Origin of the sequence: Haloferax profundi (assembly GCF_001469865.1) — an archaeon.
Lineage (GTDB): Archaea > Halobacteriota > Halobacteria > Halobacteriales > Haloferacaceae > Haloferax > Haloferax profundi.
Window position 1 is genome coordinate 23,881 of sequence record NZ_LOPV01000091.1, and the last position, 16,692, is coordinate 40,572.

The following is a 16,692-nucleotide window of genomic DNA, read 5'->3' on the forward strand; positions in this document are numbered from 1 at the left end:
ATCTGGCCACTTCCATTTTTATCGACGCACTCGTAACCTTCGAGTGTGCCACACCGTGCGAACTACGCGACCATATTTGTCGGGTCGCACCTCCACCCCGACGACGACGCGCTGAATCTCGACTGGGCGGACGACGTCGGCGACGAGACGGACGTGTTCGAGTTCGACGTCCCGACTGACGACCCTCGAGAGGCGTATCTTGGGATTCAGGCGTTCGACGTCGGCGACTACGGTCACGAGATACACATCAACGGCGACCCACTCTCCGGGTTCGATATCCCGCCGAGAGATGGCTGGCAATACTGGGTCGACACCATCGTCGGCGCGGACCTCGTCGGTGGGACGAACACGCTTCAAGTCGTGCGCGACCAGTCGAGCGACGACGCCCTCGCCGTCGGGACCATAACCGTCCACTGGAAAGAACCGGTCGACGAATAGTATATAAATCGAGGATAATCGCACCCAATTGTGCCATGCGTTGGCGTCCCACACAGAGGCCCGAAACCACTGTGAGGGCGGCACTATCTCTCGATTACGTGCGTTGCGCGTTCCGTGAGACGAATTCGACCCGCGAACCTTCGGCGTAGCATTTATATAGAATCACAAACAATCAGCGGGTGTCTATGAGCCAGCGAATGCAACAGGGTCAGCCGATGATCATTCTCGGTGAAGACTCCCAGCGCGTCAAAGACCGCGACGCGCAGGCGTACAACATCCGCGCCGCACGAGCGGTCGCAGAAGCAGTACGCTCCACACTCGGTCCGAAGGGGATGGACAAGATGCTCGTCGACTCGATGGGCGACGTCACCATCACGAACGACGGTGTCACCATCCTCAAGGAGATGGACATCGACAACCCGACGGCCGAGATGATCGTCGAAGTCGCCGAGACGCAGGAAGACGAAGCAGGCGACGGCACGACGACGGCAGTCGCTATCGCGGGTGAACTCCTGAAGAACGCCGAGGACCTCCTCGAACAGGACATCCACCCGACGGCCATCATCCGTGGGTTCAACCTCGCCTCCGAGAAGGCACGCGAGGAAGTCGACGACATCGCAGAGCGCGTCGAACCCGACGACGAAGAACTCCTGAAGAAGGTCGCCGAGACCTCGATGACCGGCAAGAGCTCCGAACTCAACAAGGAGCTCCTCGCGGACCTCATCGTCCGCGCCGTCAAGCAGGTCACCGTCGAAGCCGACGATGGCTCCTACGTCGTCGACCTCGAGAACATCTCCATCGAGACGCAGACCGGCCGCTCCGCGTCCGAGTCCGAACTCCTCACCGGTGCGGTCATCGACAAGGACCCCGTCCACGACGACATGCCGGTCCAGTTCGACGAGGCCGACGTCCTCCTCCTCAACGAGCCCGTCGAAGTCGAAGAGACCGACATCGACACGAACGTCTCTATCGAGAGCCCCGACCAGCTGCAGAAGTTCCTCGACCAGGAAGAAGCGCAGCTGAAGAAGAAGGTCGACCAGATCGTCGACTCCGGCGCTGACGTGGTCTTCTGCCAGAAGGGCATCGACGACCTCGCCCAGCACTTCCTCGCGAAGAAGGGCATCCTCGCGGTCCGCCGCACGAAGAAGTCCGACGTCAAGTTCCTCAAGAACATCACGGGCGCGTCCATCGTCTCGGACCTCGACTCCATCGAGTCCGCCGACCTCGGCACGGCCTCCATCCGCCGTGACGCCGACGACGAACTGTTCTACGTCGAAGGCATCGGCGACGACGTCCACGGCGTCACGCTCCTCCTCCGTGGCTCGACCGACCACGTCGTCGACGAACTCGAACGCGGCGTTCAGGACGCCCTCGACGTCGTCGCTTCGACGGTCGCCGACGGCCGCGTCCTCGCTGGCGGCGGTGCCATCGAAGTCGAACTCGCCTCGCGCCTCCGCGACTACGCGGACTCCGTCTCCGGCCGCGAGCAGCTCGCCGTCGAAGCGTTCGCCGACGCGCTCGAACTCGTCCCGCGCGTCCTCGCCGAGAACGCTGGTCTCGACTCCATCGACACGCTCGTCGACCTCCGGTCGGCCCACGAAGACGGACAGGTCCGCGCTGGCCTGAACGTCTTCACGGGCGACGTCGAAGACGCGTTCGAGGCTGGTGTCGTCGAGACGGCCCACGCCAAGGAGCAGGCTATCGCCTCCGCCTCCGAAGCCGCGAACCTCGTCCTCAAGATTGACGACATCATCGCTGCTGGTGACCTCTCCACCGGCGGCGACGACGACGAAGAGGGCGGCGCACCCGGCGGCATGGGTGGCATGGGCGGTATGGGCGGCATGGGCGGCGCAATGTGAAGTTAGGCTAATACCCTATACACCCACACCGACGCCAGCACCGCACGACAGACCGATTCTTTTTCGACAGACACCGCTGACCCGAGTAGCCACTGCACCGCTCGCCGTGACACGCTGTGTCAACTAGTCACACTCTAAACAAGTTGGACGATTCTCTCACTTTCAGAGTAAGAGTTGGACTTGCATCCAGAAATAGAACGAACTAAGTAGGTAGTACGGGAACGTGCCTCCATGCGCAAGACGCTGCTACTGAACAAAGACGACGTCCACGAGAACGTCCAGATGCCGGAGCTCATCTCGGCCATCGAGGACGCCTTCGCCGCCTACGAATCTGGCGACGCCCAGATGCCGCCGAAGTCGTACATCGACCTTCCGCAGTACAACGGCGATTTCCGGTCGATGCCCGCATACCTCGACGCAGGCGACTGGGACGCAGCAGGCATCAAGTGGGTCAACGTCCACCCCGACAACGGCGACAAATTCGACCTCCCCACCGTCATGGGCACGATGATTTACTCCGACCCCGAGAACGCGTTCCCCCTCGCGCTCCTCGACGGCACGGAACTGACGATGCTCCGCACGGGCGCGGCCGCCGCAGTCGCCACCGACTACCTCGCCGTCGAAGACGCCTCGTCGATGGGTATCATCGGTGCTGGTGTCCAGTCGTACACGCAACTGCGCGCAATCAGCGAGGTCCGCGACATCGAGGAAGTCGTCATCTCCGACCTCGACGAAGAACGCGTCGCCGACTTCATCGACGCCTTCGAAGCCGAGTTCGACATCCGCGCAGGATCCATCGAGGAGGCCGCTCAGTGTGACGTGCTCTCGACGGTCACGCCGGTCGAATCGCCCATCGTCCCCCGCGACGCCGTCGGCGACCACACCCACATCAACGCGATGGGTGCCGACGCGGAGGGCAAGCACGAACTCGCCGACGAGGTGCTTCTGGACGCGAAACTCGTCATCGACGACCACGCTCAGACGACTCACTCCGGCGAAATCAACGTCCCGTACCACGAGGGCGTCCTCTCCGACGACGACATCTACGGCGCAATCGGCGAAATCGTCGTAGGAAGCAAAGACGGCCGAACCGACGACGACGGCATCACCGTCTTCGACTCGACCGGACTCGCGATTCAGGACGTCGCAGCCGCACACGTCGCTTACGAACACGCTATCGAGAACGACAACGGCTACGCCTTCGACCTGCTGGGCCTCGCCGACGAGTAACTCGACGACGAATCCACCCGCTAGCGGTTCTCCTCTTTCTTCACGTTATTCCCCGGACCCACGCTGTGCCGCGAGGTAATCGAACAGTTTGGAGAACACGTACACGATGACGATGAAGGGCAAGAGCGGGACGAAGAGCACGGCGAGGATGAGAAACATCGTCCACCCGATAGAGTCCATCTCCATGTCGGGACGCGTGCTCGACCCCGGCGTGACAGTTTGGTAGGCCTTCTCCGGGAGAGACAGGGATTCCTCTTCGCTCATGGATTCCTGTACGTTGGCCGAGAGGATAAGATGACCGGCGAGCAGGTGCTCGCGGTTATTCGAGGTGGACCGCGGGGCGGAACGGAATCGCCTTCGACGCGCGGTCGGCCGGGTCGACGATGTCCTCGTCGTCTTCGACGTACACCTCGACGTCGGCGTCGAACTCGCGGGCGAGGAAGCCGGCAGCACGCTCGTACGTCCCCGCCTCGTCGAGTTCGAGTTGGGCGTGGAGCGTCGTCTCGTCCTGTCCACGTGTCTGGCTCACGAGGTCCTGGACGAGGTCGTTGACGGCGTTGCCTTTCTCTCGCAGGTCGGGGTCCTGCATGACCTGACCCATGATGGCACCGACGTTGTCACCCTGGTCGACGACCGTCTCGAACACGTCGCGCTTCCAGTCCGCCGCGACGTAGACACGGAGCGTCTCGGGGTCCGAGTCGGTCACGTCGATGATGTCGCGGATGTCTTCGGTCAGGCGTTCGACCTGCTGTTCTTCGAGTTCGACCGTCTCGTCGTCGAACTCGGTGTCCGGTTCGGGCCACGGTGCGTCTTCGGCCGGCGTGCCGGTCAACTGCTCGTGGAGTTCGTTCGTCATGAACGGGACGAACGGCGCGAGCAGGCGCAGGCGCGTCTCGAGGACGGTTCGGAGCGTCCACTTGGCGGCCGGGCGGTCGAGGTCCGTCCGGCGGCGGTACCAGCGCAGGTCCTCTTCGAAGTTGTAGAAGGCGGCCTGACTAGCAGAGCGCGTCTCGGACTCGTCCATCGCATCGGTCACGTCGCGAACCGTGTCCTGAAGCTTCGACAGGAGCCATCGGTCGATGGTCTCCAGGTCGGGGCGGTCTTCTGGACCGGGGTCGGCGATAATCTCCTGTGCGCGGTTCCAGAACCGTTCGAGTTGGTTGTGGACCGACCCGACCAGGTCGTCGCGCCAGTCGTAGTCTTGCCACGGTTCGGCGGAGTTGAGCAGGAAGAAGCGGACGGTGTCCGCGCCGTACTCACTGATGGCCTCGCCGGGGAGGACGACGTGACCCTTCGAGGACGACATCTTCTCGCCTTCGAGCAGGCCCATGCCCATGATGACGATGCCTTGTGGCCACTGAGCCTGGTCGAACAGTTCGCCGTGGTGGAACTGGTAGAACGTCAGGTGGTTCGTGATGAGGTCGTTCGCAGAGAACCGGTAGTCCACGGGGTACCAGTAGTCCCACTCGTCGCGCAGTTCGAGGGCGCGTTCGTCGGCCTCGTCGGCCGCCTCGGGACCGTAGAACAGCGTGTCGAAGAAGTCCTGCGTGAGTTCCTCCGTCGGGATATCTTGCAGGCGGTGGGCGATGGTGTAGTACGCCATGTAGATGGTCGAGTCCGACAGCGGTTCGATGACGAACTGGTCGTCCCACGGCAGGCGCGTCCCGAGACCGTAGTTGCGGATACAGGGCCACCCGTTCAGCCAGTCGATGGTGTGGTGGTACTCGTCGCGCGTGTTCTCCGGGATGGCGTCGAGGCCGTCGGCCACGTCGTGGGCGAGTTGCTTCCAGTCTTCGTCGTCGTACGACAGGAACCACGTGTCCTGTTCGGCGACGACGACGTCGCCGCCACAGCGACAGACGACTTCCTCAGAGAACTCCTGCATCACGTCGAACTGGCCGGCGTCGATGCCGTCGGCCTTGTAGTCGTCGCGGACCTCCTCGACGATGGCACCAGCGTAGTCGCCGTAGAACTCCTTCAGGCGGCCGGCGTGGAACTCCTTGTTGTAGAGGTCCTTCGTCGCCTTCTCCAGTGCGGGGTCGTCGGACGACTCGATGCCAGCGTTCTCGACTGCCGACTTCGCGGGAATCTCACCGTACTCGTCGTCCTCGGAGTCGATGTCGAGGATTGGAATCGGCTCGATGGCTTCCACGTCGGCGGGGTCGATGCCGAACGATTCGAGGTAGTCGGTGTCGGCTTTCGCCTCTTGCAGTGCGACGTAGTCGTCGGGGCTGTGTGCCGGAACGGACATGACGACACCCGTCGCGTTGTCGGCGTCGACGAATCCGGCCGGTAAGACGGGGACTTCGTCGCCGGTGACGGGGTTCTCGACGAACTGGCCGACCAGTTCAGAACCTTCGACCGTCTCCAGAATCTCTACGTCGTGGGCCTGGTACTCCAGTTTCGCGGCCGCGTACTCGGAGACGAACCACGTCTCGCCTTCCACGTCGGCGACGACGTAGGTCGCTTCGGGGTCGATGTAGGCGTTCGTCACGCCGTGGACCGTCTCGGGGCGCAGCGTCGCCATCGGGACGACGACGGACTCGCCGTCGCGTTCCCATCCGAAGCGGACGAGCGTGTACTCTTGGAACTCCGCTTCTTCGCCTTCGAGCAGGTCGTGCGTCGTAACTGGCTGTTCTTCGTTCGTACAGAACTTGACGGGGTGGAGGCCCTTCTCCAGTCGTCCGCGCTCGCGGAGCGTCCGGTACTGCCACTCGATGAACTTCGAGTAGCGCTCGTCGTTCGTCGTGAACTCACGACGCCAGTCGACGGAGAGGCCGAGCGACTGCATCCCCTTCTTGTAGTGTTCCTCGATGAAGTAGCGTGCCCACCCCATCGGCGTCTCCAGGTCAGAGAGCGTGTCTTCGGAGACGTTGTAGGTGTCCTTCAGGACGGACAGTTGCTTCTCTTCGCCTTTCTTCAGTCGCTCGACGGCACCGATAATCGGCGTGCCGGTGACGTGCCAGGCGATGGGGAACAGAACGTTGTCGCCTTGCTGACGTCGATAGCGAGCGTACACGTCCGGGACGGTGTAGGTTCGTGCGTGCCCGATGTGCATCCCACCACTCGGGTACGGATACGGAACCGTGACGAACGTCGCGTCGTCGGCGTCTGCGTCCGGGTCGGCCTCGTATCGGCCGGACTCGGACCAGCGCTCTCGCCAACGCGCTTCGAGTTCCTGCGGGTCGTAGTCCATATCCGTGGTAGTGGCACGCCGACCTAAAATAACTCCTATACTCGACTTCCGGCGCTGTCTGATTGCGGCAGATGTTGTCACAGACACACCACCGAGTCGAACGTGAGTGGCGGGGGAAATCGGACGAAGGTCAGCGGGGCAGCAGAGTCAGTGGTAACAGCGAGATAAAACAAACAACGTGTAAGTGGCCCAGTTGAGCAGGCAGCGGGAGAGACACCGAGGACTCAGTCGATATCGATGCGGTGTGAGTCGTCGGGCGTCACGTCCATCTTGGGGAGCGTGACAGTGAGGACGCCGTTGCGGTAGGAGGCAGAGGCGTTCTCTTCGTCGACCATCTCGGGGAGACGAATCGTCCGGCGGGCGGACTGCTGGCGGCGTTCACGGCGGAGGTACTCGCCTTCGCCATGCTCTTCTGTCACGTCGCGCTTGGCCTCGATGGTCAGCGTCTGGTTGGCGATAGAGAGGGAGATGTCGTCTTTCTCGTAGCCCGGGAGGTCGGCAGAGAGGACGAGTCTGTCGTCGTACTCGGAGACGTCGACGGCCATGTCGTACATGCGGGGCGAGGGCATCATGCCCGATCGGTCGAACTGGTGGCCCATCTCGTCGAATTGGCGAGAGAGTCGTTCGAACAGTTCTTCGACGTCTTCGAATGGGTTGTTTCGGCGCATCATCGGTACTTCACCGAGGGATAGTGACGCCATCTGAGGAGATAACCATTTCCGGAACTAGTGTAGCAAATAGCACGCACAGGACGCCTCGCGCCAGTATCCTAAAAATTTGATTCCGTTATTCGATGTCGATGCTCTGCGAATCGTCGGCGTCCGGTTCTGCCTTCGGGAGCGTGATAGTGAGGACGCCGTTGCGGTACGTGGCAGACACGTTCTCGCGCTCGATTTCGGCCGGGAGCGTGACCGACCGCGAGACTGAGCGGTGACTGCGCTCTCGTCGGACGTAGGTTTCCTCTTCTGCTTCGGTCGACGCCTCGCGCTCGGCGGCGATAGAGAGTTGTCGCCCGCGGACGCTCACGTCGAGGTCGTCTTTCTCGAATCCGGGCAGGTCGGCGACGACTTCGATGGTGTCGTCGGACTCGACGACGTCGAGTGAGATGTCTTGGAATCGCGCGAGGCCAGAGTCCTCGAAGGACCGGCCCATCCGGTCGAACAGGTCTTCTATCTCGTCGAATGGATTTCGTTGCATACGTCTCATACTTCGTCAGCGACGGCAATGAAAGATGTGCCCGTCCTCACATGTTGGGAGCGGGGACGCGGTCGATATCGACCGAACGTCAGTACAGGACGTGCCGCGTGTCGTACGACCCGAGGACGCGGACCCACCCGTTTCGGGCGATGCCTTCCACGTCGTCGAGTGCTCCTTGCATCCGTTCTTCGTAGAGTCCCGCGTCGGCGTCGATGTGGAAGAGATAGTCGCCGAGACGGTTCCCACTCGGACGCGACTCGATACGCGAGAGGTTGATGTCGCGTTCGGCGAACGCTTCGAGGAGTTCGAGGAGCAGGCCGGGGTAGTTCGCGTTCGGGTAGACGACGAGCGACGTCTTCCCGCCGGCGTCGGAGCGCGCGGACTCGGGAGCGACGACGAGGAAGCGCGTCGCGTTCGACGAGCGGTCTTGGATGTCTTCGGCGATTATCTCTAAATCGTCCCCTGCGTTGTCGGGGTGCCCGATACCCGCCACAGACGGGTCGGCGCGGGCACGTTCGACACCGCGAGCAGTGCTCGCGACTGCTTCGAGGGTCACGTCTGGGTAGTTCTCGTCGAGGTAGGTTCGACACTGTGCGAGGGCCTGCGAGTGACTCGCCACGATATCGAAGTCGTCGCCTTGGGCCAAGAGCGCGTGTCGAATCGGCGTGACAATCTCTTGGACGACGCTGACGTTCGAGTTCGCCACGGCGTCGAGACTCTCCGTGACGCTCCCTTCGATACTGTTCTCGATGGGGACGACGCCTCGCTCGAACGACCCGTCGGCGACGGCATCGACGATGGACGTGACCGATTCTCGGAAGGCGACGTCGTCCGCGACGGCGCGGGCGGCGCGATGAGAGTAGGTGCCCGCCGGGCCGAGGGTGACTGCCTGCATGACGCTCCCTTCACGCAGGGACGACAAAAGACCGTCGGGGGTGGCAGATTCGACCGATGGCCGTCAGAAAAGCCAGACGCGACCTATCGGTCGGCGCAGAACTGGACGAAGTTGCGGAGGATAGTCAGTCCGGTCTCACCGGACTTCTCGGGGTGGAACTGCGTGCCGAAGACCGTTCCTTCCTCGTTAGCGACGACGGCCGGAAACTCCACACCGTAGTCGGTGGTTGCGACGATAGCATCCTCGTCGTCCGGGTCGGCGTAGTAGGAGTGGACGAAGTAGGCGTACTCGCCGTCGACGCCCTCGACGAGTGGGTGGTCGCGCTGGACATTGAGTTCGTTCCACCCCATGTGCGGAACCTTCTGGCCCTCGTCGAAGCGGACGTTTCGTCCTGGGATGAAGTCGAGGCCCTCGACTTCGCCCTCACCTGCGTGGTCTGCTTCTTCGGACGAGGTGAGTAACATCTGCATGCCGAGACAGATACCGAATATCGGCGTCCCTGCGTCGGCGGCCTCTGCGAGCGGTTCGCGGAACGGGCCCGCGTTCTCCATCCCCTCGGAGAAGGCACCGACACCGGGGAGGACGATGCCGTCTGCGTCTTCGAAGTCGGCCGGGTCGTCAGAGATGACGACGTTCGCACCCGCACGTTCGAGGCCGCGCATGGCGCTCCGGAGGTTGCCGAGACCGTAGTCGACCATCACCACGTCGGCGAGCGTCTCCTCAGACGCCTGTGTCGTGCTCATACTCTCTCTTCGAAGAGGGTGGGCAAGTGAGTTTCCGTCTCGGCGACCGTCGCGAATTTAGAAATCGACCGACCGTTCTATGTTTTCTTCGGGAGACCGCAATAGAATCTTGGTTTTAGGGATTGATACGTAGAAAAAATAGGAAGACTTAACCTCAAACTCTATGACTTTCAGACTGGAATACATGTCCTCTCGACGGAATTTCCTCAAAAAGGCCGGTGCTGCAGGGGCACTCGGTATGGCAGGACTCAGCGGGTGTATCGGTGATTTCGGTGAACAAGCGTACGGAAACGGCGAGATCAACTTCATGATGTCGCCAACTGAGCCGCAAGACTACATGCGGTCGCAGTACAAGCCGTACGCTGAGTATCTCGAAGAGCAGGTTGGAACGACGGTCAAGCTGAAGTACGCCGCCGACTACTCCGCAGTGCTACAGGGCCTCGGTTCCGGAACAGCGGACATCGCAGAAACTGGACCCTTCGCGGCAGCCCTCGGTGTGAAGGCTGACAAAGCGAACATCGCACTCCAGCGGCACGCCTACGGGTCGTGGGACTACACGAGTGTCATCGTGACGAAGAAGGACTCGGAGATCAACTCGCTGACCGACCTCGAGGGTGAGAAAGTTGGCTTCGCGGACATGACTTCCGCGTCTGGCTCTCTGTATCCACTCTACATGCTGAAGAAAGCGGGCCTCACTATCGGTGAGGCACCGGTCAGTGACTCCGGCGCGGACTTCACGGGTGTCTGGTCGGGACACGCAGAAGCGTTCGCCGCGCTCGAAAACGACCAGGTCGCCGCCGCCGGCGTTGGGCAGTTCATCACACTCGGCGACGACGGCGAAGTCGCAGACGGCTACGAGTACGTGAAGACGTACGACGGGATTCCTCGCGCTCCGATGGTCGTCAGCCCGAACCTCTCCGAACAGGAGCAGACGGACCTCGTCGATGCACTTCAGAACGCTCCTGAGAGCGTCTACAACGGAGCCGACGGTGAGGGAGGCACCGACGACGACCTCTGGTTCGACAGTGTCCGCGAGGCCAACCTCGAGACGTACCAGCCGGTCATCGAAGTCGCCAACGAACTCGACCTCTCGACCGACCTCCTGAATCAGGGCTAATCGGTCGCCTCAGTGGACGTATCGGTGGACACAACGAACTACTTTCTTCCAGAAAACAAACCAATGCCTGCAGTTTCCGTACAGAACGTCACGAAACGGTTCGGCGACACCGTCGCCGTAGAGAACATCTCCTTCGAGATACCCGAAGGTGAGTTCGTCGTCCTTCTCGGACCATCGGGGGCAGGGAAGTCGACGCTCCTCCGCATCCTCAACGGACTTACCCAGCCAACAGAGGGGACCGTCCACATCAACGACAACCCGGTTACCGGTCGTCGGTCGGACGTCGGGATGGTCTTTCAGATGCACTATCTCGTCGAGACCATGAGCGCCTACCGCAACGCGTTGACCGGTGCCCTCTCGCGTGTCTCGCTCGTCGAGAGTCTCACGACGCAGTACGAACGGTCGGACAAACTTGCTGCTCTCGAAGCCCTCGACACGGTCGGACTCCTCGACGAAGCGCGACAGCGCGCGGGCTCGATGTCGGGTGGACAGAAACAGCGCGTCGGCATCGCACGAGCCCTCGTCCAACGACCGAATCTCCTGTTAGCCGACGAACCCGTCGCGAGTCTCGACCCGAAAGCCGCGGAGGAGGTCATGGGCTACATGAAGACAGCCGCCCACGAGCGAGACCTGACGACCGTTGCGAGTCTCCACCAGGTCAACCTCGCACGTGAGTTCGGCGAACGATACATCGGTCTGCGAGACGGACAGGTCGTGTTCGATGGAGGACGCGACGACCTGACGATGGACGTCGTCGACCACATCTATTACGACGACGAGGAAGCCGGAATGGTGGAGGCGATGGGATGAGCGAGGACGACGTCCGCACCGACGGCGGCGAACACAGTTCGACGCCGCGGTACATCGAAGATGCGCTCGTGAGTATCGAGCGGGCACAGCTAATTCGTCGAGTACTCACCTTCGTCGGCCTCGTCGCGTTGCTGTCGCTGACTGGTATCGGGATGACGTACCTCGGCTTCACCGTCGCCCAGATTTATCGGCAACTTCCGCAGTTCCTGAACAACGTCGCCGAGTTCGTCTCTCCTGACTTCCACTACTTCACGCTCTTCGCAATTCAGAACGAGCTCCACGGCTTCACGGCACTCGTCGAGAGCCTGCTGAATCCTGCCTCGCTCCTCGACGCGGTCCTCAACAGAGACGATGGGCTGAGCATCGTGGGCGGGGCAGTCGCGACTATCGTCATCGGGTTCACCGGCACGGTCATCGGCTTTCCGCTCGCGCTCGTCTTCGGTGTTCTCGGTTCCGAGCGCGTGACGCCGTTCCCGTTCAACTTCATCTTCCGTGGCACGATGTCGGTCATCCGGGCAGTGCCGGCGCTCGTCTGGGTGCTCATCTACATTCCGCTGGTCGGCATCACCCCCGTGGGTGCGATGCTGGCTATCGGGACCGACACCATCGGGAACCTCGGGCGGCTATTTACGGACGAACTCGAAGAGGTCTCCGACGGACCCATCGAAGCCATCTCGTCGACTGGGGCAGCGTCGTCACAGACGGTCGTCTTCGGGATGCTGAGCCAGGTATCGTCGTCGTTCGTCGCGTGGACGCTCTACATCCTGGAGATCAACGTCCGAATCGCCGTCTCCCTCGGTGTCGTCGGTGCTGGCGGTATCGGTCAGTACGTGAAAGGTCGACTCAGTCTCCTCGCGTACGACCAGGCCGCCGCCGGCATCGCGATGATTATCGTCATCGTGCTGTCGGTCGAACTCACGTCGTCACGGCTCCGCGCGCGACTCCGTCCCGGTGAGTCCGAAGCGAAGAGCATCACCGACGTCCTCGTCGACCTCGCCGACACCAGCAAGTGGTTCGGGACGTCGTCGAAGTGACTGTCAGAAGTCGCCGAGACTCGCTTGCCCGTCGGACGAATCCGCGAGGCCGGAGAGGTCGGCGGCCCGCGCGATAGTCTCGAAGAACCCCTCGCGCTGACTCCGGTCGTAGAGCGTCGCCGCGGGGTGGACAGAGAGGAGCACGCGGTACGACTCGTCGCCGAGGCGGGCGTCGACGACGGACCCCGACTCGTTCGTAATGGCGACGCTCCGGTCGAGGAGGTGCTGTGAAGGAACCTTCCCGAGCGTGACGACGAGTTCGGGGTCGACGAGTTCGAACTCGCGGGCGAGGTAGCCCTTGCAGTTGGCCAGTTCCTCGGCCCTCGGGTCGCGGTTGTCCGGCGGCCGACAGCGGACGCAGTTGGTGATGCGGACGTCGGCGCGGGCGAGTCCTGCTTCGCGGAGTGCGTCGTCGAGGACGGACCCGGAGCGTCCCACGAACGGTTCACCGCCTTCGTCTTCTTTCGCGCCGGGAGCCTCGCCGAGGAAGAGCAGGTCGGCGTCGTCGGGGCCGACCCCGTTGACGATGCGACTCCGTGACTCGACGAGTTCGGGACACTGCTCGCAGTCGGTCACGCAGAGGCCCTCCATGTGTTCCATACTCGCTTCGAGGAGGGGACCGGCTTAATTCCCAACGAACTGCCGCGCCGCACGGGCGGCCATCCGCGCCACACGGAGTGGTTCTGGTCGGCCACCGGTCGGCGTGAACGCGCGGACGACCCGCGCTGCTTCGTCGTCGTCGCACCCGGCGGCACGGACGAAGACTCGTTCAGCGTTCACCTCGACAGCACGACGGGGTGGGGCGTTGCGATAGATTTCGAGACGGTGGTCGAGTGCGTCGCCAGCGAAGTGTTCGGAGAGTGCAGGTTCGAGGCCCTCGCTCTCCTCGAACGAGACGGAGAGGACCGGTCGGTCGAGGGTAGACGCGAGACGACCGATGTCGACGAGGTTGAACCACGCTGGAGCGATACCCGAGACGAGAACGTAGCGAACGTCTTCACGGCCGAGCGACCGGTACAGCGAGGCGATGGCGTCGGTGGCGTCGTCACCGCCGACAGTACACGTCTCGAACGCGAGTCCGTCGACCACACGGTCGGCACGGACGACAGCGCCGCAGAGGACGCTCTTCGTGTGACCGTCGGGTGTGGCCGTCGCGTCGGTATCGGCGTCGCTGTCCGGAGACGAGACTGCCGAAGAATGTCCTGAGTCAGTGTGGTCCGCTGTGGGCACGCGCGCTGTCCCGGAGTACGACTCCGCAATCCCGAGCGCGCGGGTCCCTGTCTTCACTCTTCTTTGATTTCCTGCAGGCGGTCGAGTAACTCGTCGTTCGACGCGCCAATCTCGAAGTCGACTTTGCCTTCGTGGTTCTCTTTGCTCGTCTCTACGCCGTCTTCTTCGTCGAAATCGACGTTCTGGTCGCCCTGCTCAGACTCGTCGTAGCTCCCGAATCCCATACAGTCTCATATAGACGACCGACACTGAAAAATGGTTTGCCGCACGAATCCCGGTGTTCTGGGGCCGCTTTTTCGGCGGCACTGTCGTTCTCGAATCAGACCACACCGGTTCACGCCGGAGCACTGGCCTGCGCCCACCGGCTTTTTTCGTTCGGACACGTACACGGTCGTATGGAAGTCATCCCAGTCACCGCCGACGCCGACGTCTTTACCTGTAACGCCTATCTCGTCCTCGGCGACCGGACGGTTCTCGTCGACGCCGGGACGATGACTGGCGTCGAAGACGTGGTCGCAGAACACACAGACCACCTCGACGCCGTCGTGGTCACCCACCAACACTCAGACCACGTCGGTGAGTTGGACGCCGTCGTGGACCGGTTCGACCCGGACGTATACGCCTACGCAGACCACCCACTGCGTACCCACGAACTCGAAGACGGCGACGAAGTCGTGATGGGCGACGAGTCGTTCGAAGTCGTCTACACACCGGGCCACGCCGACGACCACGTCTCGCTCGTGAGCGGTCGGTCACTGTTCTCCGGAGACGTGGTCGTGTACAACGACGGCGCGTTCGACGACGGGAGTTTCGGCCGCACCGACCTGCCGGGGCAATCTCGCGAGCGCCTCATCTCCAGTTTACAGACGCTCTTCGACAGACTCCCGGAGACGGTCGAAGCGATGTACGCCGGCCACGGCGACGTATTCGAGAACGAGACTGGCGGCGACACCGTCCGCGACGTGGTCGCCCGCGCCCTCGAACGCGCCGAGCGCCGGGAACCGAAGTACCCGGAGGAGTGAGATGGCCGCACCGACCGGCCCTCCCGAACTGACGCGCCTCCACTATCTGGGAATCGTCCTCGCGGCAATCACCGGCGTCATCCACCTCGTCCTCGGTGCGGGCGCACTCGCGTCGAACCTCGCCGACCCACTCGGACTCGCCTTCATCGGGGCGGCAGCAGGGTTCGCGGGTGGTATCGTCGCAGTCCTCCGAGGAGACAAACAGACACGCTCGCGGGCGGTTCTCCTCGGAATTCCGTTCACCGTCGGGCAAATCGTCCTCTACGTCGCGTTCAACTGGCCGGACGTCTTCGGCGTCGGTGGTGTCGTCGACAAAATCGTCCAGATAGCACTGGTCGCGGTGCTCGTCGTGCTGTACCGTCGAGAATCGTAGAAGAAAGACGAGCGGTCTTACGCAGCGCGGCGCTCTTTGGACTTCGGACGGAGGTGTTTGTAACCGCACTTGCGGCACCGCTTCGCTTTCTTCGGGTTTCGCGCGTTGCAGCGCATGCAAATCTGCTTTTCGAGCGTCCGCTTCGTCGCAGCGTCACTAGCCATGCATACGACTCCCGTCCCCGTCTGTATAACGCTTGCGAGACACATCGCCGCCGCTCGCGGTCGATACGGATGGTCGAAGAAATGCGTGTGAGCGCTTACGCGCCGGCCTGCTTCAGCGCTGCCTCGATGTCCTCACGCTGGGTCACACCGACGAATCGGTCGACGATGCCATCGTCGTTCTCGACGATGAGCGTGGGGAGCGAGCGCACCTGGTACTGGTTGGCCACGTCTTGTTCTTCGTCGACGTCGACCTTCTCGAACGCGACGCTCTCGTAGTCGTCTTCGAGGTCGTCGAGAATCGGGTCCTGCGTCTTACAAGGGCCGCACCAGTCCGCGTAAAAGTCCAAGAGTCGAACAGTCATCGTATCCCGACGCACCTTGCTTGCCCCCGCGCATAAGGATTACTCATGCGGCGTCCTGACCCGCCATCTACGTGACTCGCGGCATCGATTCCTTCCCGTCGGCGGCCTCGAGCCGAAACGTTTAGGCGGCGGACGCACAGACCATGGGGCATGAGCAAGGGCCAGAACAGTGGCGGTCTGATGTCGAGCGCAGGTCTCGTCCGCTACTTCGACGCGGAGGACCGCAACGCAATTCGAGTCGACCCGAAGACCGTCGTGGCGTTAGGAACCCTGTTCGGCATCGGCATCTTGGTGCTGAACGCCTTCGCGTTCTGACGACGGCGCACCGAACGAACGGTCGATTTTTGTCCTCGCATTCCCGAGATTCGTCTATGGATACGCTACGCGCCGGTGTCGTCGCCGTTCAGGGCGACGTCTCCGAGCACGCCGACGCCATCGAACGCGCCGCCGAGGCCCACGGCGTCACCGCGGAAATCGTCGAGATTCGACGTGCTGGACTCGTCCCCGATTGTGACGTGCTTCTCATGCCGGGTGGCGAGTCGACGACCATCTCGCGCCTCCTCGAACGCGAGGGAATCGACGACGAAATCGAGGCACACGTCGACGCCGGAAAGCCTGTTCTCGCTACCTGCGCGGGTCTCATCGTCGCATCCAGCGACGCGAAAGACGACCGCGTCGAGACGCTGGACCTCGTCGACGTGACCGTCGACCGCAACGCCTTCGGTCGTCAAGTCGACAGTTTCGAAGCGCCTCTCGACGTGGAGGGCCTCGACTCGCCGTTCCCGGCGGTGTTCATCCGCGCACCACTCATCGACGACGTTGGAGACGACGTCGAAGTCCTCGCCGAGTGGGACGGTAATCCCGTCGCCGTCCGCGCCGGCCCCGTCGTCGGCACTTCGTTCCACCCCGAACTGACCCCTGACAGCCGAATTCACGACCTGGCGTTCTTCGACGAACTGGAAGTCGAAGCGCAAGCGTAGGGAATACGGGATTCGAGCCAACGCCGACACGGCGACTGCCGC

The 16,692-nt window shown here is 62.5% G+C and carries 21 protein-coding genes; 10 read left to right on the plus strand and 11 right to left on the minus strand.

What is annotated here, in order from left to right:
• Nucleotides 1-45: 45 nt before the first annotated feature.
• The 3 genes from AUR66_RS04185 (at nt 46) to AUR66_RS04195 (ending at nt 3,527) form a co-directional block, all read left to right on the plus strand.
• Nucleotides 46-438 carry a DUF7383 domain-containing protein gene (locus AUR66_RS04185; protein ID WP_058571237.1) on the plus strand — a complete coding sequence of 131 codons (393 nt, stop codon included), beginning with the start codon at nt 46-48 and terminating at the stop codon, nt 436-438.
• A gap of 215 nt (nt 439-653) precedes the next feature.
• On the plus strand, nt 654-2,297 hold the full coding sequence (gene thsB / locus AUR66_RS04190) for a thermosome subunit beta (protein WP_058571238.1): 1,644 nt from the start codon (nt 654-656) through the stop codon (nt 2,295-2,297).
• 231 nt (nt 2,298-2,528) lie between these two features.
• Complete coding sequence (locus AUR66_RS04195) at nt 2,529-3,527, plus strand: ornithine cyclodeaminase family protein (protein WP_058571239.1); 999 nt, start codon at nt 2,529-2,531, stop codon at nt 3,525-3,527.
• A gap of 45 nt (nt 3,528-3,572) precedes the next feature.
• On the opposite strand, the gene AUR66_RS04200 is transcribed toward AUR66_RS04195, so the two are convergent.
• The 6 genes from AUR66_RS04200 to hisH all read right to left on the minus strand — a co-directional run bounded on the left by AUR66_RS04200 (nt 3,573) and on the right by hisH (nt 9,558).
• The gene (locus tag AUR66_RS04200; protein ID WP_058571240.1) at nt 3,573-3,791 is read right to left on the minus strand and encodes a DUF7535 family protein; all 219 of its coding nucleotides are present in this window, start codon (nt 3,789-3,791) and stop codon (nt 3,573-3,575) included.
• Between the two features lie 55 nt (nt 3,792-3,846).
• Complete coding sequence (gene leuS / locus AUR66_RS04205; RefSeq protein ID WP_058571241.1) at nt 3,847-6,723, minus strand: leucine--tRNA ligase; 2,877 nt, start codon at nt 6,721-6,723, stop codon at nt 3,847-3,849.
• 224 nt (nt 6,724-6,947) lie between these two features.
• Nucleotides 6,948-7,394, minus strand: coding sequence for an archaeal heat shock protein Hsp14 (hsp14, locus tag AUR66_RS04210; RefSeq protein ID WP_058571242.1), 447 nt, complete (start codon nt 7,392-7,394; stop codon nt 6,948-6,950).
• 115 nt (nt 7,395-7,509) lie between these two features.
• Nucleotides 7,510-7,920, minus strand: a complete 411-nt coding sequence (gene hsp14 / locus AUR66_RS04215; protein WP_058571243.1) for an archaeal heat shock protein Hsp14 — start codon at nt 7,918-7,920, stop codon at nt 7,510-7,512.
• Nucleotides 7,921-8,008: 88 nt separating this feature from the next.
• Nucleotides 8,009-8,815, minus strand: coding sequence for a prephenate dehydratase (gene pheA / locus AUR66_RS04220; RefSeq protein ID WP_058571244.1), 807 nt, complete (start codon nt 8,813-8,815; stop codon nt 8,009-8,011).
• A gap of 83 nt (nt 8,816-8,898) precedes the next feature.
• Nucleotides 8,899-9,558 (minus strand): imidazole glycerol phosphate synthase subunit HisH, encoded by a 660-nt coding sequence (gene hisH, locus AUR66_RS04225; protein WP_058571245.1) that lies wholly within the window; start codon nt 9,556-9,558, stop codon nt 8,899-8,901.
• A 184-nt stretch (nt 9,559-9,742) separates the two neighbouring features.
• On the opposite strand from hisH, the gene AUR66_RS04230 reads away from it, so the two are divergent.
• The 3 genes from AUR66_RS04230 (at nt 9,743) to AUR66_RS04240 (ending at nt 12,519) form a co-directional block, all read left to right on the plus strand.
• Entirely contained in the window at nt 9,743-10,675 is a 933-nt protein-coding gene (locus AUR66_RS04230) for a phosphate/phosphite/phosphonate ABC transporter substrate-binding protein (protein WP_058571286.1), read from the plus strand.
• 63 nt (nt 10,676-10,738) lie between these two features.
• Entirely contained in the window at nt 10,739-11,485 is a 747-nt protein-coding gene (locus AUR66_RS04235) for a phosphonate ABC transporter ATP-binding protein (RefSeq protein WP_058571246.1), read from the plus strand.
• The gene (locus AUR66_RS04240) at nt 11,482-12,519 is read left to right on the plus strand and encodes a PhnE/PtxC family ABC transporter permease (protein WP_058571247.1); all 1,038 of its coding nucleotides are present in this window, start codon (nt 11,482-11,484) and stop codon (nt 12,517-12,519) included. The genes AUR66_RS04235 and AUR66_RS04240 overlap by 4 nt, the downstream gene beginning before the upstream one ends.
• 3 nt (nt 12,520-12,522) lie before the next feature.
• Here AUR66_RS04240 and AUR66_RS04245 read toward each other — a convergent pair whose 3' ends face one another.
• Genes AUR66_RS04245 through AUR66_RS04255 form a run of 3 tightly spaced genes read right to left on the minus strand, consistent with a single transcriptional unit; the run spans nt 12,523 to nt 13,973 of the window.
• Nucleotides 12,523-13,119, minus strand: coding sequence for a uracil-DNA glycosylase (locus AUR66_RS04245; RefSeq protein WP_058571248.1), 597 nt, complete (start codon nt 13,117-13,119; stop codon nt 12,523-12,525).
• A gap of 24 nt (nt 13,120-13,143) precedes the next feature.
• Entirely contained in the window at nt 13,144-13,806 is a 663-nt protein-coding gene (locus tag AUR66_RS04250) for an endonuclease dU (protein ID WP_058571249.1), read from the minus strand.
• Nucleotides 13,803-13,973, minus strand: a complete 171-nt coding sequence (locus AUR66_RS04255; RefSeq protein ID WP_058571250.1) for a DUF5786 family protein — start codon at nt 13,971-13,973, stop codon at nt 13,803-13,805. The genes AUR66_RS04250 and AUR66_RS04255 overlap by 4 nt, the downstream gene beginning before the upstream one ends.
• Nucleotides 13,974-14,144: 171 nt before the next feature.
• On the opposite strand from AUR66_RS04255, the gene AUR66_RS04260 reads away from it, so the two are divergent.
• Entirely contained in the window at nt 14,145-14,771 is a 627-nt protein-coding gene (locus AUR66_RS04260) for an MBL fold metallo-hydrolase (protein WP_058571251.1), read from the plus strand.
• 1 nt (nt 14,772) lies between these two features.
• Nucleotides 14,773-15,144: a hypothetical protein gene (locus AUR66_RS04265; RefSeq protein WP_058571252.1), complete on the plus strand. Its 372-nt coding sequence runs from the start codon at nt 14,773-14,775 to the stop codon at nt 15,142-15,144.
• Nucleotides 15,145-15,161: 17 nt separating this feature from the next.
• Here the strand turns inward: AUR66_RS04265 and AUR66_RS20400 are convergent, their stop codons facing one another.
• Together AUR66_RS20400 and trxA are read right to left on the minus strand one after the other, a co-directional pair.
• Entirely contained in the window at nt 15,162-15,308 is a 147-nt protein-coding gene (locus tag AUR66_RS20400; RefSeq protein WP_082682128.1) for a 50S ribosomal protein L40e, read from the minus strand.
• 95 nt (nt 15,309-15,403) lie between these two features.
• Nucleotides 15,404-15,685, minus strand: coding sequence for a thioredoxin (trxA, locus tag AUR66_RS04270; RefSeq protein WP_225317698.1), 282 nt, complete (start codon nt 15,683-15,685; stop codon nt 15,404-15,406).
• Between the two features lie 135 nt (nt 15,686-15,820).
• On the opposite strand from trxA, the gene AUR66_RS04275 reads away from it, so the two are divergent.
• Nucleotides 15,821-15,985 carry a preprotein translocase subunit Sec61beta gene (locus tag AUR66_RS04275; protein WP_058571254.1) on the plus strand — a complete coding sequence of 55 codons (165 nt, stop codon included), beginning with the start codon at nt 15,821-15,823 and terminating at the stop codon, nt 15,983-15,985.
• Between the two features lie 56 nt (nt 15,986-16,041).
• Nucleotides 16,042-16,650: a pyridoxal 5'-phosphate synthase glutaminase subunit PdxT gene (gene pdxT, locus AUR66_RS04280; RefSeq protein ID WP_058571255.1), complete on the plus strand. Its 609-nt coding sequence runs from the start codon at nt 16,042-16,044 to the stop codon at nt 16,648-16,650.
• The last annotated feature ends 42 nt before the right edge of the window (nt 16,651-16,692 follow it).